Annotated in this window: 22 protein-coding genes; 8 read left to right on the top strand and 14 right to left on the bottom strand. The window is 71.4% G+C overall.

The window, feature by feature from the left end; all coding sequences use genetic code 11:
* Nucleotides 1–7 precede the first annotated feature (7 nt).
* From ACWED2_RS30465 to ACWED2_RS30475, 3 genes are all read right to left on the bottom strand, one after another.
* Nucleotides 8–1,624 (bottom strand): DHA2 family efflux MFS transporter permease subunit, encoded by a 1,617-nt coding sequence (locus ACWED2_RS30465; protein ID WP_449693943.1) that lies wholly within the window; start codon nucleotides 1,622–1,624, stop codon nucleotides 8–10.
* Nucleotides 1,621–2,502, bottom strand: a complete 882-nt coding sequence (locus ACWED2_RS30470; RefSeq protein ID WP_449693944.1) for a TIGR03621 family F420-dependent LLM class oxidoreductase — start codon at nucleotides 2,500–2,502, stop codon at nucleotides 1,621–1,623. Before ACWED2_RS30470 ends, ACWED2_RS30465 begins: the two co-directional genes overlap by 4 nt.
* Nucleotides 2,503–2,687: 185 nt before the next feature.
* A complete protein-coding gene (locus ACWED2_RS30475; RefSeq protein ID WP_449693945.1) occupies nucleotides 2,688–3,380 on the bottom strand; it encodes a GDSL-type esterase/lipase family protein in 693 nt (230 codons plus the stop codon).
* A gap of 117 nt (nucleotides 3,381–3,497) precedes the next feature.
* On the opposite strand from ACWED2_RS30475, the gene ACWED2_RS30480 reads away from it, so the two are divergent.
* On the top strand, nucleotides 3,498–4,109 hold the full coding sequence (locus ACWED2_RS30480; protein ID WP_449693946.1) for an enoyl-CoA hydratase/isomerase family protein: 612 nt from the start codon (nucleotides 3,498–3,500) through the stop codon (nucleotides 4,107–4,109).
* A gap of 42 nt (nucleotides 4,110–4,151) precedes the next feature.
* Here ACWED2_RS30480 and ACWED2_RS30485 read toward each other — a convergent pair whose 3' ends face one another.
* Genes ACWED2_RS30485 through ACWED2_RS30500 form a run of 4 tightly spaced genes read right to left on the bottom strand, consistent with a single transcriptional unit; the run spans nucleotide 4,152 to nucleotide 8,226 of the window.
* A complete protein-coding gene (locus ACWED2_RS30485) occupies nucleotides 4,152–4,646 on the bottom strand; it encodes a MaoC family dehydratase (RefSeq protein ID WP_449693947.1) in 495 nt (164 codons plus the stop codon).
* Between the two features lie 55 nt (nucleotides 4,647–4,701).
* Complete coding sequence (locus ACWED2_RS30490; protein ID WP_449693948.1) at nucleotides 4,702–5,967, bottom strand: cation:proton antiporter; 1,266 nt, start codon at nucleotides 5,965–5,967, stop codon at nucleotides 4,702–4,704.
* Entirely contained in the window at nucleotides 5,964–6,779 is an 816-nt protein-coding gene (locus ACWED2_RS30495) for an alpha/beta fold hydrolase (RefSeq protein WP_449693949.1), read from the bottom strand. The genes ACWED2_RS30490 and ACWED2_RS30495 overlap by 4 nt, the downstream gene beginning before the upstream one ends.
* Nucleotides 6,780–6,807: 28 nt before the next feature.
* A complete protein-coding gene (locus ACWED2_RS30500; RefSeq protein ID WP_449693950.1) occupies nucleotides 6,808–8,226 on the bottom strand; it encodes an NAD(P)/FAD-dependent oxidoreductase in 1,419 nt (472 codons plus the stop codon).
* A 278-nt stretch (nucleotides 8,227–8,504) separates the two neighbouring features.
* Between ACWED2_RS30500 and fabG the strand changes: the two genes are divergently transcribed.
* From fabG to ACWED2_RS30520, 4 genes are all read left to right on the top strand, one after another.
* Nucleotides 8,505–9,281 carry a 3-oxoacyl-ACP reductase FabG gene (gene fabG / locus ACWED2_RS30505; RefSeq protein ID WP_449693951.1) on the top strand — a complete coding sequence of 259 codons (777 nt, stop codon included), beginning with the start codon at nucleotides 8,505–8,507 and terminating at the stop codon, nucleotides 9,279–9,281.
* 47 nt (nucleotides 9,282–9,328) lie between these two features.
* Nucleotides 9,329–10,312 (top strand): 3-oxoacyl-ACP synthase III family protein, encoded by a 984-nt coding sequence (locus ACWED2_RS30510; protein ID WP_449693952.1) that lies wholly within the window; start codon nucleotides 9,329–9,331, stop codon nucleotides 10,310–10,312.
* 67 nt (nucleotides 10,313–10,379) lie between these two features.
* A complete protein-coding gene (locus tag ACWED2_RS30515) occupies nucleotides 10,380–10,646 on the top strand; it encodes a phosphopantetheine-binding protein (RefSeq protein ID WP_449693953.1) in 267 nt (88 codons plus the stop codon).
* A 38-nt stretch (nucleotides 10,647–10,684) separates the two neighbouring features.
* A complete protein-coding gene (locus tag ACWED2_RS30520) occupies nucleotides 10,685–11,668 on the top strand; it encodes a zinc-binding dehydrogenase (protein WP_449693954.1) in 984 nt (327 codons plus the stop codon).
* A 9-nt stretch (nucleotides 11,669–11,677) separates the two neighbouring features.
* On the opposite strand, the gene ACWED2_RS30525 is transcribed toward ACWED2_RS30520, so the two are convergent.
* The 7 genes from ACWED2_RS30525 to ACWED2_RS30555 all read right to left on the bottom strand — a co-directional run bounded on the left by ACWED2_RS30525 (nucleotide 11,678) and on the right by ACWED2_RS30555 (nucleotide 18,452).
* On the bottom strand, nucleotides 11,678–12,550 hold the full coding sequence (locus tag ACWED2_RS30525; RefSeq protein WP_449693955.1) for a class I SAM-dependent methyltransferase: 873 nt from the start codon (nucleotides 12,548–12,550) through the stop codon (nucleotides 11,678–11,680).
* Complete coding sequence (locus ACWED2_RS30530; protein WP_449693956.1) at nucleotides 12,547–14,205, bottom strand: AMP-binding protein; 1,659 nt, start codon at nucleotides 14,203–14,205, stop codon at nucleotides 12,547–12,549. Before ACWED2_RS30530 ends, ACWED2_RS30525 begins: the two co-directional genes overlap by 4 nt.
* Nucleotides 14,195–15,142: an acyl-CoA desaturase gene (locus ACWED2_RS30535; RefSeq protein ID WP_449693957.1), complete on the bottom strand. Its 948-nt coding sequence runs from the start codon at nucleotides 15,140–15,142 to the stop codon at nucleotides 14,195–14,197. The genes ACWED2_RS30530 and ACWED2_RS30535 overlap by 11 nt, the downstream gene beginning before the upstream one ends.
* Before the next feature lie 8 nt (nucleotides 15,143–15,150).
* A complete protein-coding gene (locus ACWED2_RS30540) occupies nucleotides 15,151–15,399 on the bottom strand; it encodes a phosphopantetheine-binding protein (protein WP_449693958.1) in 249 nt (82 codons plus the stop codon).
* The gene (locus ACWED2_RS30545; RefSeq protein ID WP_449693959.1) at nucleotides 15,396–16,043 is read right to left on the bottom strand and encodes a hypothetical protein; all 648 of its coding nucleotides are present in this window, start codon (nucleotides 16,041–16,043) and stop codon (nucleotides 15,396–15,398) included. The genes ACWED2_RS30540 and ACWED2_RS30545 overlap by 4 nt, the downstream gene beginning before the upstream one ends.
* The gene (locus tag ACWED2_RS30550; RefSeq protein WP_449693960.1) at nucleotides 16,040–17,524 is read right to left on the bottom strand and encodes a pyridoxal phosphate-dependent decarboxylase family protein; all 1,485 of its coding nucleotides are present in this window, start codon (nucleotides 17,522–17,524) and stop codon (nucleotides 16,040–16,042) included. Before ACWED2_RS30550 ends, ACWED2_RS30545 begins: the two co-directional genes overlap by 4 nt.
* A 133-nt stretch (nucleotides 17,525–17,657) precedes the next feature.
* Nucleotides 17,658–18,452, bottom strand: a complete 795-nt coding sequence (locus ACWED2_RS30555) for an AfsR/SARP family transcriptional regulator (protein WP_449693961.1) — start codon at nucleotides 18,450–18,452, stop codon at nucleotides 17,658–17,660.
* 383 nt (nucleotides 18,453–18,835) lie between these two features.
* Between ACWED2_RS30555 and ACWED2_RS30560 the strand changes: the two genes are divergently transcribed.
* The 3 genes from ACWED2_RS30560 (at nucleotide 18,836) to ACWED2_RS30570 (ending at nucleotide 21,286) form a co-directional block, all read left to right on the top strand.
* Nucleotides 18,836–19,339, top strand: coding sequence for a helix-turn-helix domain-containing protein (locus ACWED2_RS30560; RefSeq protein ID WP_449693962.1), 504 nt, complete (start codon nucleotides 18,836–18,838; stop codon nucleotides 19,337–19,339).
* A 136-nt stretch (nucleotides 19,340–19,475) separates the two neighbouring features.
* On the top strand, nucleotides 19,476–20,030 hold the full coding sequence (locus ACWED2_RS30565) for a hypothetical protein (protein ID WP_449693963.1): 555 nt from the start codon (nucleotides 19,476–19,478) through the stop codon (nucleotides 20,028–20,030).
* A complete protein-coding gene (locus ACWED2_RS30570) occupies nucleotides 20,027–21,286 on the top strand; it encodes an MAB_1171c family putative transporter (RefSeq protein WP_449693964.1) in 1,260 nt (419 codons plus the stop codon). Before ACWED2_RS30565 ends, ACWED2_RS30570 begins: the two co-directional genes overlap by 4 nt.
* Nucleotides 21,287–21,289 lie beyond the last annotated feature (3 nt).

The following is a 21,289-nucleotide window of genomic DNA, read 5'->3' on the forward strand; positions in this document are numbered from 1 at the left end:
CCACCGGTCAAGCGGCCTGCCGGCGCGGCGACCGGGCGAAGACGGCGCACACCAGGGCGATCATCAGGATCCCGGCGAGCACCAGCAGCGTCGGCCGCACCGCGCTGATCACCGACTCGCGGAGGATTTCCCGCGCAGCGGCTTCGCCGGCCGGGCCACCCGGCACGGGCACTCCGCCGCGGGTGCCGGCGAACTCGGCGGCCTTGCCGATCGAGGACATGGAGCCGCCGACGTACGCCTCGAAGGCCGCGCGGTCGGACTGCGGGAGCTGAGCGGCGTGCGCGGCCGTTTCGGACGTCACGGCGCTCAGCAGGAAGGCTTGCATCAACACCGCCATGACCGAACCGCCGATCACGGAACCGAACTGGCGGGCGGTGTGCAGGACACCCGAGGCCGCTCCGGCGAGCTGCTTCGGCACGTTGTGCATGGCCAGCGAGTTGAGCGGCGTGAACGTGCAGCTGAGGCCCATGCCGACGAGCAGGAGCCCGGGCATCAGCAGCAGCCACCAGGTGTCCACCTCCGCGACGGCGACGAACCACAGGATGCCGACCCCGAACAACACCGGCCCGGCCAGGAACACGCGCTTCCCGCCGATCTTGTCCGCGAGCTTCCCGGCGAGCGGGGCGCAGATCGCGACCGTGAGGAACATCGGGAACATCAGCGCGCCGACCTGCGCGGGGCTGAATTCGAGCGCGTATTGGCCGAACATCGCCATCGGCAACATGGTGCCCACGATGACCAGCGAAACCGTGGTCGTCGCCGGCACCATCAACGTGTAATTGCGATCGCGGAAGAACTCGAACGAAATCAGCGGGTAATGCCCTTGCTTGCGCCGCTCGACGACGACGAACGCGGCGAACAGCACCGCGGAAAGCCCCAGGATCAGCGGGATCGAAATCCAGCCGTACACCGTTCCCCAGTGGTAGTTCGCGCCTTCGATGAGCCCGAACGAAACGCCGGTGACCGCGGCCGTCACCAGTGCCGCGCCCGGCCAGTCCAGGCTCTGCCGCTTCCGGGTGCCCGCCGCGGGCAGCACGATCAGGCCGGCGATGACGAGCGCGCAGCCGATCGGCAGGTTCAGCGTGAAGTTCGCGCGCCAGCCGAGCAGCGACGTCAGCGTGCCGCCGATCAGCGGGCCGAGCACGGACGCCAGGCTCGAGACCGCACTCCAGATCCCGATGGCCGCGCCCCGCCGGGCGGGCGGGTAGACGGCCACGATGATGGCCATCGCCTGCGGGTACAGCATCGCGGATCCGACGCCCTGCACCGCCCGCGCCACGAGGAGACCGCTCAGGTTCGGGGCGAGCGCGCACGCCACCGAGGCGACCGTGAAGACGGTGGCCCCGGCGACGAACATCCGCTTGTGCCCGAACATGTCGCCGAGCCGGCCGCAGAGGATCACCAGCGCCGCGTTGGCGATGAGGTAGGCGTTGATGACCCAGGTCATCGCGGCCAGGCCGCTGCCGAACTCCCGCGCCAGCACGGGCGTGACGATGTTGATGATCGACATGTCGAGCGACGACATGAACGACCCGAAGCTGACGATCGCGAGGATCAGCTTCGGGTCGCGCAGCGCGCCGCCCTTGCGGGTGGCACCGGCCAGCTCGTCCGGGGTCGTCGTCACTTCAGTTCCGCGATCACCGGAGCGAGCGCCTCCAGGTACTGCTCGTGGACGGAAATGTAGGTGACCCCCCACCGTTCCCGGCGCTCTTTCAGGTTCTCGACCATCTCCGCGGTGGTGCCGATGAGCCCCGCCGGGGCGCCCAGGCGCTCCTCGTCGGACATGCGCGGGGCGATCGCCTTGAGGTCCTGGGCGGCGGCCGACCGGTTCTCCGTCGGGTGCACGTGGTGGATCATCAGGTTCAGCTCGAGGTCCGCGAAGCGATCACCGGCGACGGCGCGGACCGTCTTCACGCGGGTGTCGAGTTCCTCCGCGGTGATCGCGCGCAGCTGGGCGGGCTCGCCGGGCCCGGGCGGTTCATCGGTGAGCGTGCTCAGCCCGACGATGTCGGCGTACTGCGCGGCGAGGCCGAGCGTGCGGTCCTGGCGGCCGGCGATCAGCAGCGGGGGCTTGGGGAGCGCGCCCGGCGACGCCTCTTCGGAGCGGGCGACCTCCACCGCCCGCCGCAGGTTGGCGACCCGGCCGGCGCGGCTGGGGAAGGGAATGCCCGCCTGCTCGTATTCGGCCGCGACGTAACCGGCCCCGAGCCCGAGCTCGAACCGGCCGCCCGTCAGCAGCTGCGCGGTCGCGATCTCCCTGGCCAGCAGGCTGCCGTTCCAGAACCCGCTGTTCAGCACGAAAGTGCCGACCTTCACCGAGCCGGCGGACTCCGCGGCGAGCAGGGCACCGGGGAACGGCGAAGGCATGCCGAGGTGGTCGGGGACCACGAGCACGTCGAATCCTCGCTCTTCGGCCCGTTTGCACTTCGCGATGAAGTCCTCGCGGCTACAGCGTTTGTGCAGACTCAGTCCGAACCGGAACGGTCTCGTGCTGTCCGCCATTTCAGCACCACCCCGTAACGCGGGTCTCAATGCCCGGATCAGGGCGAACTGAACTGTCCGAAATTGGCCCGTTTGTTGCCCATGCCACCAATTTATCCCCCGGTAACGGCCTGTTGGGTACTCGGCTCAATCTTCGCCAGCATACACGGCGGGCCCGGTCGTGGACACGGTTTCGCGCCCGGCGGTCAGCGGTACCGAGAGTGATCAATGCGGCCGACCGGCAGGCTCGCCAGAACGGCGGAAGCCATGATCGCTTCACCGGCGTCGTTGGCGTGAATGCCGTCGGCGCTGAGGATTCCCCGATCACGCGCCCGCGAATGGCGGGCGAGGTCGGCCAGGGTCACCCGCTCGTGCGCCCGGGACAGTTCCCGCACCAGCTCGCGCACCACCGGCATCCCGGCCGCGATCCGGCCGCGCAAGGGTTCCGGGACCGGCAGCGGCCCGGTGTCGAACGTCGCCACCAGCACCACGTCGCTGCCGCAGGCGAGCAGCGCCCGGATGATCCCGTCGATGTTCTCCGCGGTGCGCGCCGGCCGGAAGTCCCGCCGCATGACGTCGTTGCCCCCGCAGACGACGAACGCGAGGCCGGGGCCGAACCGGACGGCCGCGGCCTGCTGGGTCGCCGCCACCTGCGCCGAGGTCGCGTCGCGTTCGCCCAGGTTGAGCGCGGCCAACCCGGGCTGCTGCCGCCGGAGCGCGCGGACGACCCGGTCCGGCCAGCCCAGCCGCTCGTACCCCGCGACGGGGTCGGCCGACTTCGCCTCGGCCAGGCTGTCGCCGAGGAAGGCGACGCGCCGCCAGGGCGCGCCCCGGAGCAGCTCGTCTTCCTGATCGCGGCCCAGCACATCCGGATCGTCGCTTTCGTGCGCGTACGCCACGCGTGCCCCCGCTCCGCTTTTCCTTCATGCTAACGGGAATCCTGCCTTGCCGACCTTGACGAGGCTCGCGCGAGCCGGTTAGGGTCGAGCGCACATTCCGGGCCCAGGGGGAAGTCCGTGACCTCGTTGCCGGCGGTGACCCTTGCGGTGCAAGGGAGAATCGGCACGATCCGGCTGAATTCCCCGCCGCTGAACGCACTCGACGCGCGGGGGCGGGAGGAACTGCGCCGGGCGGCGGCCATGGCGGCGGAAGATCCGGACGTCGCGGCCGTGATCCTGTACGGCGGCCGCAACAAGTTCTCGGCGGGCATCGACGTGCGGGAAATCGCCACGCTGGCCTACGCCGAAGTGCTTCCCCTGGTGCAGCGGATGCAGGACGCGTTCACCGCCGTCGCGGAGATCCCGAAACCGGTCGTCGCGGCGATCACCGGGTTCGCCGTCGGCGGTGGCTGCGAACTCGCGCTGACCGCGGATCACCGGATCTGCGCCGACACCGCGCGGATCGGGCTGCCGGAGACGACGCTCGGCGTGATTCCCGGCGCGGGCGGAACCCAGCGGCTCAGCCGGCTGGTCGGCGTCTCCCGCGCCAAGGAGCTGATCTACACCGGCGAGGTCCTGCCTGCCGGCCGTGCCCACGAAATCGGCCTGGTCGACACCGTGGTCCCGGCCGGCGAGGTGCTCACCGCGGCCACCGCGTGGGCGGCCCGGTTCGCCGGTCCGCCGGCCTGACCGGACCGGGTTCACTGTCCTTTGCGGACAGTGCAGGCGCCGTCAGGCTCCTGGCTCGCGCCGGCGGAGGAAGTTGAGCACGGTCACCCGGAACACCGGCTCCCCCGCGTCGTCGACCAGCTCCGCGAGCGTGCGCACCAGACCACGATCGGGCTTCGAATTCGACGCTTTGCTGTCGACCACGGTGACGCGCAGGTGCAGGCGGTCGTCCGGCCGCACCGGACGCAGCCAGCGCAGCTCGTCGACGCCCGGGCCGCCCAGGCTTGCGACACTGGAAAGGTAGTGCTGGGCGAACAAGCGCATCATCAGCGCCGCGGTGTGCCAGCCGCTGGCGATGATCCCGCCGAACGGCCCGTCCGCCGCGGCCACCGGATCCACGTGGAACGGCTGGGGGTCGTATTCCTTCGCGAACTCGACGATCTGGGCCTCGGTGACCGACACCGATCCGAACTCGTACGTCGAACCCGGGACGTAGTCCTCGAAGTAGCGCTGGTCGAGCGGGGTGGCGAACTCCTGGCTCGCCGCCGGTTCACTCATGCCATCTCCTGAAGTCTCCACGGCTCGCGCCCACCGTAGCACGGAGCGTGACCGGTCAGGAGACGGATCGTTTCGAGTCGGTGCCCACCGGGAGGAAGCCGTCGACACCGGCCGGCGGCACCTTCAGGTCGGTGACCTTCAGCGCCACCAGCAACGGTCCCGTCATGGCCGTCGTCACCACGGCCATGACCACGAGCAGGGTGTACAGCGGAGGGTCCAGGAGTCCCAGCTGGAGGCCGACCGTCAGGACCACCAGTTCGGTCAGCCCGCGGGTGTTCATCAGCGCGCCGACCGCGAGCGCGGTCCGGTTGTCCAGCCGCGCGGCGCGGGCACCGAGGTAACCGCCGCCGAGCTTGCCGCCCACGGCCACCACCAGGATCACCGTCAGCGTCAGCAGGTCCGCGAGGCCGAAGCCGGAGAGGTCGACCTGCAGGCCCGCGATCACGAAGTAGATCGGCAGCAGCAGCCCGCCCAGCCGGCTCGCCTGGCGGATGATTTCCGCGTGGGTCCCCGGTTCGACGTCGCGCGGCAGCACGACGCCGAAGAGGAACGCGCCGAAGATGAAGTGCAGCCCCAGGAACTCGGTGATCCCGGCGGAGACCAGCATGCCGACGAACAGGACGACGAACCGGTCTTTCGGCAGCCTCCGCGACGACCGCGCGCCACCCGGCCGCAGCAGCCGCCGCACCAGCGGGCGGACCGCCAGGAGGACGGCGAGGTACGGCACGAGCAGCACCAGCCGCCACGGGCTCGCCCCCAGCGGGTTCACCAGGGCGACCACCACGATCAGGAGGCACCACACGAGCGCGTCGCTGAGCGACGCCGAGGTCAGCGCCAGCACCCCGAGCCTGCTGCGCTGGAGGCCGCGCTCGAACAGGATGCGCGCCAGCACCGGGAATGCCGTGACCGCCATGGACACCGCGAAGAACATGACGAACGCGGTGCGGTCCGGGACGCCGCGGGACGAAGCGAGGAACAACCCCAGCCCGGTGCCCAGGGCCAGCGGCAGCAAGGTGGCCGCGGCGGACACCGCGACGGCCGCCCGGGCCCCGCCGGTGCGGGCCAGGTCGACCTCGAGCCCGACGGCGAACATGAACAGCGCGACGCCGAGGCTCGCGAACGCGGTCAGCTCCGGCCGGATGGCCGGCCGGATCAACGTCGCCGCCAGCTCGCCGTGGAACAACGTGGGCCCCAGCAGGACACCGGTCACGATCTCCCCGACGACCGCGGGCTGGCCGAGCCGGACCGCCAGCCCGCCGAGCAGCCGGCCCAGCGCCAGGATGACGGCGACCGCGGCGAACAGTTGGACGGCAGCAGTCATTTCGGCTGATCCTCCCCGGCGAAGAAGTCCGTGATCAGGGCGTTCACCTCGGCCGGGCGCTCGAGGAAACCGAAGTGCCCGCAGTCCGGGAACTCCGCGTAGCGGCACGACGGGATCGCGCCGGCGACGGCACGCGCCTCGGCGGGCGGCATGATCACATCGCGCCCGAACGCGACGACCAGCGCCGGGCAGCGCACCCCGCGCAGCTCGGCCACCCGGTCGTAGCCGATGGTCGCCTCGTACTGGGCCGCCGCGCCTTCGCCGCCCGGGCGGAAGAAGTCGTAGGCGGACAGCCAGGCCGCGACGAAATCGTCGTCGGCCAGGGTGGCCGGCCCGAACAGCTGGGACATCGACACGACGGCTTCGAAGAGCCCGGTGTCCGGGCCGGTGGCCCGCATCGCCTGCGCGTAGCCGCGGCCGAGCGCACTCCGGTAGGCGTCCGCCCGGCCCCGGGTCCCCAGCAGGCACACGGCCCGGACCAGATCGGGCCGGGCGAGCGCGAACTCCTGGGCGATCATCGCCCCGAGCGAGGCACCGACCAGCCGGCACGGCCCGAGCTCCAGCGCCTCGGCGAACTCCACCGCGTCCGAAACCAGATCGGCCAGCGTGAACGGCTTCGGGTGTTCCCGCGTGCGCCGCGTGTGGCGCAGGTCGGCGGTCAGGACCCGGTAGCCCGCCGCCTCCAGCGCGGGCACCTGGTGCCGTTGCCAGATCGAGGCGCGTGAGGCGGCGGGCGGGATCAGCAGGACCGGCTCACCCGCACCCCGGTCCTGGTACGACACCTCCGTGTCGCTGATTTCGACGGTCGGCATCGTGGTGCCCTCCCGGCGGCAGGCAGGGTCAGCCGGCCGGCCGCTCGCGGCCGATCCCGAGCGGCTTGGTCACCAGGTAGAGCCCGGAGGCCGTGTCGTGCAGGTCGCTCGGGTCGATCCGCAGCGGTGCGAGGTTCGACGGCTGCCCGTCTTCGTTGCCCGCGTCGGCCCGGGCCTTCGCCCGCTCGGCCTCTTCGACCAGCTCGGTCAGCACGGCGGTGCCTTCGGCGGCCTCGGCGTCGCGGAGGTCGCTGAGCCCGGCGACGATCTCCACGAAGGCCGCGTTGGAGCCGTCCCGCTGGAGGTTCTCGGTTTGCCGCACCATCCGCTGGGCCAGCCAGAAGTAGCTGTCCTTGCCCTTGTACTGCTCGTACACGCCGGAGACGAGGACCAGCAGGCGCGCGTAGGCGTTGCGGTACAGGGTTTCGTAGAACCCGGCCGCCTCGGCCTCGGTGACCTCCTCGCGGATCGTCGCGAGGATCGACGCGGAGGCGAGCATCGCGCTGTAGAGGGCCAGGTGGACGCCGGTCGACAGCAGGGGGTCGAGGAAGCACGCGGCGTCGCCGACCTCGTAGTGGCCGGGGCCGCAGAACCGGTCCGCCACGTAGGAGAAGTCCTGCTCGATCCGGACGGGCTGCTCGAAGACGGCTTCGCTCATCAGCTCCTTGACCGTGTCCGAATCGTCCACGATGCTCAGCAGCATCTCCTCGTTCGAACCGTACTTCCGCCGCTTCTCGAGGAAATTCGCCTGGTGGGTCACGAAGCCCACGCTGTGCACACCGCCGCGCAGCGGGATGACCCAGTACCAGCCTTCCGGGTGGGAAATGACGTCGATCCCGCCGGCGGGCGTGTTGGGCAGGGTCTTCCCGCCCTTCCAGTAGCCCCAGATGGCGACGTTGCGGAAGATTTCGTGCGGGCGCCGGTTCTTGAAGTACTGCGAAGAGAGCACTCCCGAGCGCCCCGAGGCGTCGATCACGTAGTCGAAGCCGGTGGTGTTCGTCTTCCCGGGGTCGGCGGAATCCGTCCACTCCGCGGCGTAGGGGCGGCCGTCCTCGAAGAGGACGCGCTTGACGTTCGCGCCCTGCCGGACGTCGGCACCCTGCTCCGCCGCGTGCTCGAGCAGGATCTGGTCGAAGTGCTCGCGTTCGACCTGCCACGAGGAAACGTTGGTGCCGAACAGCTCCGACCAGTTGATGGTCCAGTCTTCTTCGGCGCCCCACCGCAGGAGCGCGCCGCGCTTGGCCGGGTACCCCTGCGCGTCGATCTTGTCCACGACACCGGACAGGCCGAGCACGACCCGGCACGACGAGGCCAGCGACTCACCGATGTGGTACCGCGGGAAGTGTTCCCGCTCCAGCAGGAGCACGTCGACCCCGTTGCGCGCGAGCAGCGCGGCCGCGGTCGAACCGCCGGGTCCGCCGCCGATCACCAGTACCTTCTTGGTCATGTGGCTCCCTTGCTCGTGGAGTACTCGGGTACTTTCCTTGCCCGGGGCGGGCCGGGTATTTTTCCGCCCGGCACCGAAGAGGGCCGCTCGCCTGGCGAATTCCGGCTCCTTTCGGAGGATATGAACGTCGATTCGGCGTTGTCAAGGGAACTGGATTTCAGAAACCCACTAGAGTGCACTAAGAGCGAATTTAGCGAATTCCTGCCGATTGTTTGGCGGCCGGGTTTATCGTCGGCGACGCGGTGCCCAGTCGTCTCCGACCGCTTCGAGGAGTGTGCATGTCCGACGTCGCGTCCCCCCCATCGGGCACCGGCACCGGCGAGCCCGGTTGCGCCTTCGTGACCGGCGTTTCGCGCGGTATCGGCCGCGCCGTGGTGCTCGAACTGGCCGCCGCCGGCTATGACGTCGCCGGCTGCTTCATGACCGGCGCGGCGGAAGCGGAAGCCTTGGCGGACGAGGTGAAGCAGCTGGGACGGCGGGCGCTGTTCGCCTCGTGCGACGTCCGCGACCGGCAGGCGGTCGAAGAGCTCGTCGACCGCGCGGACACCGAAATCGGCCCGCTCACCGCGCTGGTCAACAACGCCGGCATCACCCGCAACGGGCCGGTCGCGCTGATGTCGGACGCCGCTTGGCACGACGTCCTCGACGTCAACCTCACCGGGGTTTGGAACGTGTGCCAGCCGGTCCTGTTCCGGTTCATGCGCCGCCGCCGTGGCGCGGTCGTCACGATTTCGTCCATCGTCGGCATCCGCGGATTCGTCACCATGGCGAACTACGCGGCCGGAAAGGCCGGCCTCATCGGCCTGAGCAAGACCTTGGCGCGCGAAGGGGCCCCGTACGGGATCCGGGTCAACGTCGTCGCGCCGGGAATCACCGAAACGGCGTTGCTGGACGACATTCCGCCGTCGGCCCGGCCCAAGGCGCTGGAGAACATCCCGCTCGGCCGCTTCGCCCGGCCGGAGGAGATCGCCGGCGTCGCCGCGTTCCTGCTTTCCGACCGCGCGTCGTACGTGACCGGGCAGGTGCTCCAGGTCGACGGCGGCGCCGCGATGTGACCGGCGGCCGCCGGCCCGATCCAGCTCAACGACCCTGAGGAGTGCCTGTGTCCATCGGAATCGTCGGCTTCGGCTCGTACCTCCCGGCGCGCCGGGTGACGAACGCGGAGGTCGCGGGCTGGGCGGGCACCACCGAGGACTGGATCGCCACGGCGACGGGGGTCCGGGAACGCCGGTACGCCGCCGGCGACGAGGCCACGTCCGACCTCGCCGTGGCCGCCGCGAGGTCCGCGCTGGGCGACGACGCCGAGCTCCGGGCGCGGCTGGCGGTGATCATCCTGGCGACCTCGACGCCGGATCAGCCGCAGCCGGCCACCGCCGCGCTCGTCCAGCGGGCGCTGGAGCTGCCCGGGGTGCCCGCGTTCGACCTCAACGCCGTGTGTTCGGGCTTCCTCTACGCGGTCACGGTGGCCGAGGCCATGCTGACCCGGTCGACGCCGGACGCGACCGCGCTGGTCGTCGGGGCCGACAAGTACTCGGCGATCATGAACCGGGCCGACCGGCGAACGGTCAGCCTCTTCGGCGACGGTGCCGGGGCCGTGGTGCTGGGCCGGGTCCCCGAGGGGTACGGGATCCACGCCACGCACCTGATCACCGACGGGCAGTACAGCGAGATGATCGAGGTCCCCGGCGGCGGGACCCGGCGTCCGTGGGGGTCCCCGGACGCGGCGGACGAGGACTACCTGTTCCGGATGAACGGCTTCACGGTCCGCGAGTACGTGCTGAAAACCCTGCCCGTGGCCGTGCGGGCGGTCCTCGACGAGGCGGGGATGAAACTCGGCGAAATCGATCGGCTGATCGTGCACCAGGCGAACCCGAAGCTCGTCGAAATGTGCGCGACCGAACTGGGGGTGCCGATCGGGAAACTGCCGTTGACCGCGGTCGAACTGGGGAACACCGCGGTCGCGTCGGTGCCGATCACCCTCGCCGCCGCGCACCGGCGGAAGCCGCTGCGCCGCGGCGAGCGGATCCTGCTCGCCGCCGTGGGCGGCGGTCTCAGCACCGGGGCCGTCCTGCTCACCTGGTACTGAGCGGCGCCGGCCCGGTGTTCCCACCGGCTCAGTGAAAAGTGCCCACAACCGGAGAAAGAAGGCAAGCATGGCGAGCACGGACGGCTGGCACGAAGTCGTGGCCTGGATCACCGATCAGCAGGACACGGACTCCCGGCGTGCCGAACTCGAACCCGACCTCGACCTGTTCGAGACCGGGATCCTCACTTCGCTGCAGGTGATCGAGCTCCTGGTGGTGATCGAGCAGGCCGGCGGGCGGAAAGTGGACCGGATGCAGATCGAGCCCGACGACTTCCGCACGCTGGCCGCCCTGCAGCGCAAGTTCTTCCCCGGCCTGCAGGCGCGGGCGTCGTAGCCGGCCACCGCGGAACCGGGCGCAGAGGAGGGCAGGGCGTGGTCGACGAAGGTTACGTGCTCCGGCTGGACCGGCCCGGTGATCCCGGCAGCCTGGCGCCTGCCGCACGCCCGCGGCGGGCGCCCGGTCCCGGCGAGGTGGAGGTCGAAGTCGCGGCGGCGAGCCTGAACTTCGCGGACGTGCTGGTCGTCCTCGGGATGTACCAGTCGATCGGCGCCGGCGGGGCGCACGCCCTCGGCCTCGACGGCAGTGGCACGGTCACCCGGACCGGGCCCGGAGCCGACGGGCTGAGCCCCGGCGACCGGGTGGTCTTCTTCGCCGAAGGCGCCCTCGCCTCGCACGTGGTGGTGCCCGCGGAGCTGGTCGTGGCCGTGCCCGGTCCGCTCACCGCGGCCGAGGCCGCGACGCTCCCGGTCGCCTACCTGACCGCTTGGTACGCCCTGGTCCGCCTGGCCCGCCTCGCCCGGGGCGAGACCACGTTGATCCATTCCGCGGCCGGCGGAGTCGGCCTGGCCGCGGTGAACGTGGCCACGCACCGGGGAGCCCGCATCCTGGCCACCAGCGGCACCGGGAAAAAACGGCAGTACCTGGCCGAAATCGGCCTCGAGCACGTCATGCCGTCGCGGTCGCTGGACTTCGTGGCGGAGACCCGCGCGGTCGCGGAGGACGGCGTCGACGTCGTGCTGAACTGCCTCACCGGTGCGGCCCAGCAGGCCGGTCTGGACCTCCTGCGCCTGCACGGCCGGTTCGTCGAGATCGGCAAGCGGGACATCCACGGCGGCGGGACGATCGCGCTGGCGCCGTTCCGGAACAACATCAGCATGTACAGCGTCGATCTGCTGCTGCTCAGCCGGGTCGACCGGCCGCTCGTGCGGGCGCTGCTGCACGAGCTCGCCCCGTTGTGGGCGGACGGCACGCTGGCCCCGCTGCCGCATTCGGTGCACGAGGTGACCGACGCGGCGGCGGCGTTCCGCACGATGACCACCGGACGGCACATCGGGAAGACGGTGCTGACGTTCTGACCCCGCCGGTCAGCGGGCTTCGAACACCAGCCGGGCCAGTCCGAGGTGACCGCGTTCGAAGCCGCTCCTGGCCGCGCCCAGGTAGCGGTCGTAGTCCGCCACCACCTTCGCACCCACCAGCTCGGCCGCCTCCGCCGAGCGCGCCCGCAACGCCCGCTGCCAGGCGTCGCAAGTGCGGGCGTAGTGGTCGCCGTCGTTGCGCACGCGCACGACGTCGAACAGCCGCTCGCTCGCCTCGATGACTTCCGACAGCCACGGCAGCTCCGACTCCGGGAACACCGTGTCGGCCATGAACAGCAGATCGCGGACGGTTTCCCGGTCCATGACCACGTTGTTGCCCTTGATGTTGGTCTGCACCACGAGCCGGCCGCCGGCGCGCCGCAGCCAGTGCCGGCACCGCTCGAAGAACCGGCGGTAGGCCGCCACCCGGCCGGACCGGCCCAGCCCGAAGTCCGCGAAGTGCTCGAAGGCGCCGATGGAGATGATGGCGTCGTACTCGGCCGAGGGGTCGTGATCCACCCAGTTCTCGACCCGCGCTTCGGAGCGCTCGTCGCCCCGCCCGGCGATGTGGGCGGCCTGGGCCGGGCTGAGCGTGAGCCCCGTGGCGTGCCCGACCCCGTGGACCTCGACCAGCCGGTCGAGCAACGCACCCCAGCCGCAACCGACGTCGAGCACCCGTCCGGCGCCGGTGGCCCGCGCCGCCTCGCTCAGGTGGTCCAGCTTGCGGTACTGCGCCGCGTCCAGCGTGTCGCGCTCGTCGTCTGTCCACAATGCACACGAGTAGACCAGCGATCCGCCGAGCCAGAGCCGGTAGAAGCCGTTGCCGGCGTCGTAGTGGCTCCTGATCGCCGAGGGTGAGGCCCCCGCGTAGTCCGCGGTCATCCACCGCTCCTTTTCCGGCCGAGTTCGATGACGGCGAGCGGGTCCAGGCCGCCGGTTTCGCGGAGGGCGGCGCAGCGGTGCCGCTGGATCTTCCCGCTCGGGGTCTTGGGCAGGCTGCCGCGCTCGAGGAAGACGCATTCGTCGAGCGCCACGGCGGCCTTGGCCATGGCGACGTCGGCAGCACGCAGGGCAACGCTCGTGTAGTCGTCGACGCGCTCGGACAGCTCGGCGAACAGCGTCAGCCGGCCTCCTTCGGAGAGCAGCGAGCTGCAGCCGCGCCGCACCACGCCGATCGTGTCGATCGCCCGCTCGATCTCCTGGGCGTAGACCTTGCGCCCCGCGACGGTGAGCATGTCGTCGCTGCGGCCGACGGGGTAGAACCGGCCGTCCCGCAGGAAGCCGAGGTCGTTGGTGAGCAGGGTGCCGTCGTGGAAGTGCGCCCGGGTCCGGTCCGGGTCCGCCCAGTACCCGTCGCCCAGGCTCGGCGACGAGACCCGGACCTCCCCCACCGCGGCTTCCGGCACGCCCGGCAGGCGCACGCCCGCGGCGGGGACACCCGCGCTGACGAGCAACCGCGCGCCGGCACCGGCGGGATCGGCGGCGACGAGTTCGCCGGCCGCCAGCGCGGCCGCGTCGAGGCTGAGGAAGGCGGGCGGCTCGTGCAGCGGGGTGTGGGTGACGGCGAGGGTCGCCTCGGCGAGCCCGTACGCGGGCATGAAGGCGGTCTCACGGAAGCCGTACCCGGCGAAGGTCTCCGTGGCGAACCGCATGGTCTCCCACTCGACCCGTTCGGCACCCAGGATGCACGTCTTCAGTGCGAGCGGTCCGCCCAGCCGGGCCCGGCCGTTCGCGTGGGCGCGGGCGGCCAGGTGCAGCGCGGTGTTCGTGCCCACCGTGATGTTCGCGCCGAAGTCGGCCACGTCCCCGAACCAGGTGCGCGGCGAAAGGGTGAACCGCTCCGGAGTGGACAGGCAGAGGTCGAAGCCGTGCGCGAGCGGGGTGAGCAGGCAGCCGAACATGCCCATGTCGTGGGACAGCGGCAGCCAGGACACGGTGACGTCGCGACCCGGTTCGCCCTCGAGCATCGCCATGATCAGGTCCAGCTGGGCCGCGATCGCCCGTGCGCTCAGCAGGCACCCCTTCGGCGTGCTGGTGCTGCCCGAGGAGTACTGGACGAACGCCACGTCGTCGTGCTCGGGCGGGGTGGCGGGCACCCGCCCGGAGTCGGCCAAGGACTCCCACGACAGCGCGTCCCGGCCCGCCGCGATGCCGGCCGGGACGAGGCCCAGCAGCGTCTCGTCCACCACGAAGAGCTCGGGCTCCAGTTGCGCGCACATGGTTCCGAGCTGGCGCGTGTACTCCTCGAAGCTCATCCCCCTGGCCGGGACCGGCAGCGAGGCCAGGGTGCCGCCGGCGAGCCACACCGCGAGCACGCCGCGGACGGCGGACGGCGAATTGGTCAGCACCGCCGCGACCCGGGCGCCCGGGCGGACGCCGTGCCGCCGCAGTCCCGCCGTCATGCGTTCCGCGTCGCGGACCACCTCGGCCCAGGTGGCGGTGACGAACGCCGCGCCGGTCCAGCAGTGCAGCTTCGCACCGGAGGAACCGGCGGCGGTGAACACGCGGTCCCACAACGATCCCCGGTCACTCGTCATGAGCGGCGTCCGTGATCCGGGCGTGCCGCCCGCTGCGGGGCATCCGGGCCCAGGTCCGCATCTTCTCGTCCTGCCGTTCCCGGTCGACCCGGACCACGTCCCAGGCCAGCCCGGCCGCCTCGAGGCCACGCACGAGCAGCGCGCTCAGGTCCGGCTCCCACCAGCGCATGCCGTGCGAGGCGGACTTCGGGAAGGCGTGGTGGTTGTTGTGCCAGGACTCACCGAGTGACGGAATCGCCAGCCAGGCGACGTTGCGGGACTCGTCCGGGGTCGCGAACCGGCGGGTGCCGAAGTAGTGGCCGACCGAGTTGACCGCGTAGGTCGTGTGGTTGAGCAGCAGGATCCGCACCGGGCCGCCCCACAGCGCGGCGCTCAGCATCCCCGCGGCCGAGGCGGTCAGCGCGAGGCCGAGCAGGCCCGGCAGCACCACCCCCGCCAGGACGATCGGCAGGAAGTTCCGCGAGATGACGCGGATGTCCCGGTCCCGCGCGAGGTCCGGGCAGTAGCGCACCGGATCCGAGCTGAGGTTCGTGTCGAACAGCCAGCCCATGTGGGCGTGCCACAGCCCCTTCAACGCCGCGATCAGCCCGGTCCGCTCGTCGTCGTAGGGGCTGTGCGGGTCGCCCGGCCGGTCCGCGACGCGGTGGTGCCGCCGGTGGTGCGCGGTCCAGATCAGCGGGGGTGCCTGGCCGGCCATCGAGCCGCACACCACCAGGGCGATCTTGACCGCTCTGGTCGTGCGGAACGACCGGTGGGCCAGCAGCCGGTGGTAGCCGACCGTCACCCCCAGGCCGGTGAGCAGGTACATCAGCACGAGCGCGGCGAGATCGGCCGGACCGACCAGCGTGTTCCACAGCAGGACGATCGCCACGGCGAACCCGAGCAGCGGGATGACCGACGCGGCCAGGACGTACCCGTGGTGTTGACGCCCGTTCATCGCACCCCCTACGCCTCGCGGGCCAGGCTCTCGTTGGCCAGTGACACCAGGTCGCCGATGGTCCGGACGCCGGCCGCCCGTGACGTGTCGAACTGCACCCGGTACTCCTCTTCGAGCGTGAACACGACCTCGGCGAGCTGCAGGCTGGACAGCCCGGCCTGCTCGAGCTCCGTGTCCGCGGCCAGCCGGACGTCGGTGCGTGCCCGGCCGCGCAGCTGCGCCCGGACCAGCCGGGCCACGTCTTCGGCGGTGATCATCGGATTCCTTCCTGCCGGTGGGCCAGGCGCGACGAAGCACTCGGCCGCCAGATCGGGTGGAGCGACGGGCCGCCCGGGAGCGGGATCTCGGCTCCCAGCGGGTGCGCGCCCAGCCAGCGCCAGAGGGTCAGGTTCACCTTGCTCGAGGCCTCCGCGTAGACCGCCACGTCATGAGCGTCGAACAGAGCGCAGACCTCCTTCGTGGTGCCGGCCCGGACGGCCTCGAGCTGCTGTTCCGGCCGGGTGCCCGCGAACATCACGTGCCAGTGCTCGGGCAGGCCGGCCGGCGCGTGCTCGTCGAGCAGGCGCATGCAGGTGACCGAGCGTTCCCCGCCCGAGCCGGTGGCCGCGGCGAGCGCGTCCAGGTAGGCCTCGTTCGCCTGCTCGGTGAGGTCCGGTTCACCCGGCGGCGACAGCACGACCACGGATTCGTGGCCGGAGGTGGCCAGGATGCTCCCGTGGTGGTCGAGCAGCAGCTCGGTGGTGACGCGGAAGAAGCCGTCCATGAGCTCGGCCCGCCCCGCGGTGTCCAGGGGGAAGATCCACTCCAGCACCGGATCGCCGGCGAACGCGGCCGTCAGGGTGCGGGTCGTCGCTTCGACGTCGGTGCTGCTGATCAGCGCTGATCCTTCGGTGACGATCATCGGGGCTCCTCACCCGCTCGGGATCGGTGTCCGGCCCGCGTGGCCGACCGGTGCGCGGCGATGACGGCGTCCGCGCAGGCGTCCGCGATCCGGTCGTCCGTCTGCCAGTTGCAGACCGACAGGCGCAGCGCCGGGGTGCCCCGCCAGGTCGTCGCGCTGGCCCACGCGACGCCCCCGCGGCGGAGCTCGGTGACGACCCGGCCGACGTGCCCGGCCGCGTCATCGGGACTGTCGAACAGCAGGAGCACCTGGTTGAGGACCACGTCGTTGCCGACCCGCACGCCGGGTTCGGCCCCCAAGCGGCCGGCCAGCCGGCCGGCGAGCCGGCAACACCGCTCGACGAGCTGGGCCACGCCGTCCCGGCCGAGGTGGCGCAACGTCGCCCACAGCACCAGCGAGCGGGCGCGGCGCGACATTTCGGGCGAATAGTCGAGGGGATCCCGGTGCTCCGCCCCGCCGTGGGCCAGGTAGGCCGCCTGCGTCCGCAGCGCGGCCCGGTGCGCCTCGGGGTGCGCCACGAAGGCCAGCCCGCAGTCGTAGGGCACGTTCAGCCACTTGTGCGCGTCGGTGGCCCAGGAGTCGGCCGAGGCCAGCCCCCGCACCCGGGCGGCCGTCCGCGGGCCGGCCGCCGCCCACATGCCGAAGGCCGCGTCGAGGTGCAGCCAGCCCCGGTGCGCGCGGACCCGCGCGGCGATCTCGGGCAGCGGGTCCACGGCGCCGGTGTCGACCGTGCCGACCTGGGCGCAGACGATCAGCGGCCCGTCGCCTGCCGCGAGCGCGGCGTCCAGCGCGTCCAGGCGCAGCCGGCCCTGGCCGTCGGTGGCGAGCCGCGCCACCTGCCCGCCCAGCCCGAGCAGGCTCAGTGCGCGGGTGACGGTGACGTGGCACCCCTCGCTGACCAGGACCCGGGGCACCGGAGCACCGACGAGGCCGCGCTCGCCGACGTCCCAGCCGCGCTCGGCGAACACGTGGTGCCGCGCCGCGGCGAGCCCGGTCAGGTTGGCGCTCGCGCAGCCGGAGGTGATCCCCGCGGTCGTTCCCGCGGGCAGCCCGAACAGCTCGACCAGCCACGAGACGACGATCTCCTCGGCCACCGCCGCGACCGGGCTGGTCGAATACAGCGCGCCGCACTGGTCCCAGACCGACGTCAGCCAGTCGGCCGCCACCGAGACCGGGTGCGCCCCGCCCATGACGAACCCGAAGAACCGGCCGGAATGCGAAGCCAGCACCCCCGCTTCGCCCGCGGTCATCAACGTGGCCAGCGCCGCCCGCGGATCCGCACCCTCACGGGGCAGGGCGCCGCCGAGTGCCGCGTGCAGTTGTGCCTCGTCCGCGGGCTCCGGGAAGGGGTCCGCGTCGGTGCGGGCGTAGTGGGCCAAGGCGTGTTCGTACACCGCGCCGAGCAAAGCCGCCCTCTCGTCGGCGGTGGCCGGTACGCCGACCGATCCGCGAAACTGCTGTTCCTGAATGGCCGATGCCATGTCTCCCCTGAGGAAAGAGGCGCGCCGTCAAGCGGGCCGGAATACGTTCGCCCAGCCTAAGTTCCATCCGATAAAACGTGGAAAAAAATCGCTTAAGCCGCCCTAACGGCAGTTGTCACACCGCACCGAACGGTCACACCGGCACGGGAACGGGTGCCGGCGCGCCCAGCTTCCCGTCGAGCCATTCTTCGCGGGCGAGCACCGAGCGGTGGAGCTGCCGCAGCCGGGCACTCGGTTCCATCCCCAGCGCATCGACCATGGTTTCCCGCAGCTGCTGGTACGCCCGCAGCGCATCCGCCGTGCGCCCGGTCTGGTAGAGGGCGATCATCAAGTAGTAGTAAAGGTTTTCCCACGACGGAAAACTCTCGATCAGGCCGTAGATCTCGCCGATCAGCGCGGGCAGCCTGCCGAGCCCCAGCTCGAGCCCGAGCCGGCGCTCGCAGACGACGATCCGGCGTTCGTCGATCTGGCGGGCCATCCGTTCCACGGCCGCCAGCGAGCGGAGGTCGCCCAGCGCGGGGCCGCCCCAGAGGGCGAGCGCCTGGCCGAGCAGCTCGGAGGCCCGCTCCGGGGCCCCGCCCGCCTCGGCCACCGAAGCCGCGGTGACCAGCGATTCGAACTCGGCCCGGTCGGTCAGCAACCGGCCGGCGTCCATCAGGTAGCCGGGGGCCCGGGTGGTCAGCACCGATCCCCCGATGCCGGCGCCGTCCAGGAGCTTGCGCAGTTGCGACACGTAGACCTGCACCGCGGTCGCGGCGGTCCGGGGCGGGCGGTCCCACAGGCTCCGCACGAGCTGGTCGGCGGACACCACACGACCGGCGTTCAAGCACAGCAGTGCCAGCAGCGAACGCACCTTGAACCCGGACGGCGTGATCTCGGCCCCGGTCGGCGACCTGATCTCGAACGACCCCAGTAGCTTCACCCTCATGCGTTTCCCCCCATCATTTTCGCAAAATGCCAAAGCTGGGATACTCGGTCCATTTCCGTGCAAGGAAACCTGCAGCCGGGCCTTCTGCATCCACCCTGGAGAACCACCCCTTGTCCCGAGTCGGACCGCGTGACAAAATCAGCCGTCACGTCACTTCGAGCGCACAGGAACCCCCGCCGGACACCCCTGGCCGGCAACCGTCCCGATCCCGCCCCGGCCGCCGCGCGAGGGCAGCGCCGGATCACCGCGCGGCGCGCACCCGCAGAGAAACCCCTATCGCGACCACGTCAGTCGTCAACCGATGCTACACGAACCCTGGTAGCCGTCAACCCACGTGGTCGGTACCATGCCTGAAATATTCCAATATCCCCAAGGGAACCAGGGTGACTGACGAAAGCCGACCGGGCGCCGGTCGCCTCGCGACTCGCCTCAACCACCTGTTCGCCACGGTCCACCCGCGCGGGCGCGGGCCGTACAGCAACGAGGAGGTGGCCAAGGCGATCCGCGCGCAGGGCGGGGACATTTCCAAGGCGTACCTCGCCTACCTCCGGAACGGGTCCCGGAACAACCCCACCATGCAGCACCTCGCGGCACTGGCCGCATTCTTCGGCGTCAGCCCCGCCTACTTCTTCGACGACGAGGTGGCCGCCGACACCGACGCGAAGATCTCCGAACTGGCGGCGCTCCGGGAGGCCGGCGTCGGCCAGGACCGCTGGCAGAGCCTGCAGGACGCCGAGATCAAGCGGGTCGCGATGCGCGCGGCCGGGCTCTCGCCGCGGGGCCTCCGAGCCGCCGAGGCCGTGCTCGACAACCTGCGCGCCATGGAAGGCTTGCCCGCCCCGGACGAAGATCCGCACGCCGGGCCGGGCCCGGCGGACGGCGGCTGACCGGCGCCCGTCCCGATCACCGGGCCATCCGGTTCCGGTGATCAGCACCGGAAGCGACGATCCTTTCCGCATCCCGCTCGTGCCACAATGAGATCGAGGCACCGGAGGGGATGTCGATGCGTGACGTGGCTGCACCATGAGCCGGCGGCGCCGCTCGCCGAGAACGCTTCCGCGGCAACTGTTGCGCGACTGCGAAGCACTCATCAATGGTCTGGACCTGCCGGATCCGTTCGACATCCGGTCGCTGTGCGACCGCCTCGCGGCGAAGCGGCACCGCCCGATCCGGCTGGCGCAGATGGCATTGCCCGCCGACAGCCCGGGCGGCCTGCTGGTGTCGACGAAATCCGCCGACTACATCTTCTACGACTGCCGGATCAGTTCCATGCACCAGCTGCACGTGATCGCGCACGAGATCGGCCACCTCCTGTGGGAACACCGCGCCGGCGGCGGCGACGCCGAGGCCTCCCGCAGCCTGCTGCCGGACGACTTCTCCCCCGCGCTGATCCGGAACATGCTGGGCCGCAGCCACTACGACGACCCGGAAGAGTACGCCGCGGAAGTCTTCGCCACCCTCATCCTGCCCAGGGTCAGCAGCTGGTCGCCCGAGCCGCCCAGCGTCGCCCCGGAAGTCGCCGCGCTCGTCGCCCGGCTGGAGCGGTCACTGCAGGACAGTGACGAGGGCCCGCGGTGATCGACGCCGCCACGGCGCAGTTCGACATCCTGTTCCCGATCTGCGCGCTGGCCAGCTTCGTCGCACTCCTCTACAAGCTGCGAGACCTCCGCCGCGACCGGGGCAACGCGGCCCTGCGGGCGCTCTGCGCGGGCCGGGCGTCGACCGCCCTCGCGTACGTCTTCCTCACACCGGCGCTGTTCACCCGCCTCGACGCGGCCCTCGGCACGCACAACCTGGGCGCGCTGCTCAGCAATTCGTGCATCATCCTGAGCGCGCTCACCTCCCAGGTGATGCTCCTGTACTGGTTCCACAGCCCGGAGGTCGCCCGGCGCCGCGCCCGCTGGGTGAGCGGCGGCTACCTGACCGTCGTGGGCGTCATGGCCGGGCTCTTCGTGCTGTCGGCCCCATCGGGGGAACACCCGGTGGACTTCATGGTCCACTTCGCCACGAATCCGGAAGTCGCCGCGTACGTCGTGGTCTACCTCGGCGCGTACGGCGCCAACCTGATCAACACCGCCCGGCGGACCTGGTCGTCTTCGCCGGTCATCGTCAGCCGGCCCTGGTTGCAGCGAGGGCTCCGGCTGACCGCGCTCGGGTGCGTGTTCGTGCTCGGCTACTTCGCGGGCAACACACTCGGAGTCGTCGGCCGGTGGGCCGGGACCGGCGCACTCGACTTCGCTTCCGTCCTGCTGGCCCCGATCCTGGCCAGCGTGGGCTCGCTGGTCCTGGTGCTCGGCTCGACCTTCCCGAGGTGGGGCCGGCGCATCACGACCCGGCTGAGCCGGATCCGGTCGCTGCGGCGGATCCACCCGCTGTGGTATTCGCTGTGCGAGGCCGTTCCCGGCATCACCCTGTACGGCCGCCGGTCGCCCCGCCCGCCCTGGCTGGTGCGCGACATCGAGATCCGGCTGTACCGGACCATCATCGAGATCCACGACGGCCGGCGGGCGCTGCGCCCGTACCGCGACCGGCGCGTCGCGCGGTCGGCCGAGGAGGCGGGCCACCGCGCCGGCCTGACCGGCGACGAGCTGCGGGCCGTGGTCGAGGCCGCCACGCTCAAGGCCGCGCTCCGCAAGAAGCTCGACGGAGCCGACCAGTACGACGAAGAAGGCACCGCCGGGGGCACCGAAGCGCCGGCCGAGGCCGACCTCGGCGGCGAACTGGCCTGGCTGGAACAGGTGGCACTCGCGTTCACCGCCGCCGCGCCGGACGGCCGGATCCGCACCGGGACTGCGGCCGGCGACGGCTCCGGATACCGCACCGATCGTCGCTGACCC

The sequence above is a fragment of the Amycolatopsis sp. NPDC005003 genome (genome assembly GCF_053600695.1).

What these genes read in the sequence shown, in the direction of transcription:
- ACWED2_RS30470 (WP_449693944.1), bottom strand. Translation starts at nt 2,502, where the DNA reads ATGGCGGACAGCACGAGACCGTTCCGGTTCGGACTGAGTCTGCACAAA.
- ACWED2_RS30485 (WP_449693947.1), bottom strand. Translation starts at nt 4,646, where the DNA reads ATGAGTGAACCGGCGGCGAGCCAGGAGTTCGCCACCCCGCTCGACCAG.
- ACWED2_RS30490 (WP_449693948.1), bottom strand. Translation starts at nt 5,967, where the DNA reads ATGACTGCTGCCGTCCAACTGTTCGCCGCGGTCGCCGTCATCCTGGCG.
- ACWED2_RS30495 (WP_449693949.1), bottom strand. Translation starts at nt 6,779, where the DNA reads ATGCCGACCGTCGAAATCAGCGACACGGAGGTGTCGTACCAGGACCGG.
- ACWED2_RS30500 (WP_449693950.1), bottom strand. Translation starts at nt 8,226, where the DNA reads ATGACCAAGAAGGTACTGGTGATCGGCGGCGGACCCGGCGGTTCGACC.
- fabG (WP_449693951.1), top strand. Translation starts at nt 8,505, where the DNA reads ATGTCCGACGTCGCGTCCCCCCCATCGGGCACCGGCACCGGCGAGCCC.
- ACWED2_RS30515 (WP_449693953.1), top strand. Translation starts at nt 10,380, where the DNA reads ATGGCGAGCACGGACGGCTGGCACGAAGTCGTGGCCTGGATCACCGAT.
- ACWED2_RS30525 (WP_449693955.1), bottom strand. Translation starts at nt 12,550, where the DNA reads ATGACCGCGGACTACGCGGGGGCCTCACCCTCGGCGATCAGGAGCCAC.
- ACWED2_RS30530 (WP_449693956.1), bottom strand. Translation starts at nt 14,205, where the DNA reads ATGACGAGTGACCGGGGATCGTTGTGGGACCGCGTGTTCACCGCCGCC.
- ACWED2_RS30535 (WP_449693957.1), bottom strand. Translation starts at nt 15,142, where the DNA reads ATGAACGGGCGTCAACACCACGGGTACGTCCTGGCCGCGTCGGTCATC.
- ACWED2_RS30540 (WP_449693958.1), bottom strand. Translation starts at nt 15,399, where the DNA reads ATGATCACCGCCGAAGACGTGGCCCGGCTGGTCCGGGCGCAGCTGCGC.
- ACWED2_RS30545 (WP_449693959.1), bottom strand. Translation starts at nt 16,043, where the DNA reads ATGATCGTCACCGAAGGATCAGCGCTGATCAGCAGCACCGACGTCGAA.
- ACWED2_RS30550 (WP_449693960.1), bottom strand. Translation starts at nt 17,524, where the DNA reads ATGGCATCGGCCATTCAGGAACAGCAGTTTCGCGGATCGGTCGGCGTA.
- ACWED2_RS30555 (WP_449693961.1), bottom strand. Translation starts at nt 18,452, where the DNA reads ATGAGGGTGAAGCTACTGGGGTCGTTCGAGATCAGGTCGCCGACCGGG.
- ACWED2_RS30565 (WP_449693963.1), top strand. Translation starts at nt 19,476, where the DNA reads ATGAGCCGGCGGCGCCGCTCGCCGAGAACGCTTCCGCGGCAACTGTTG.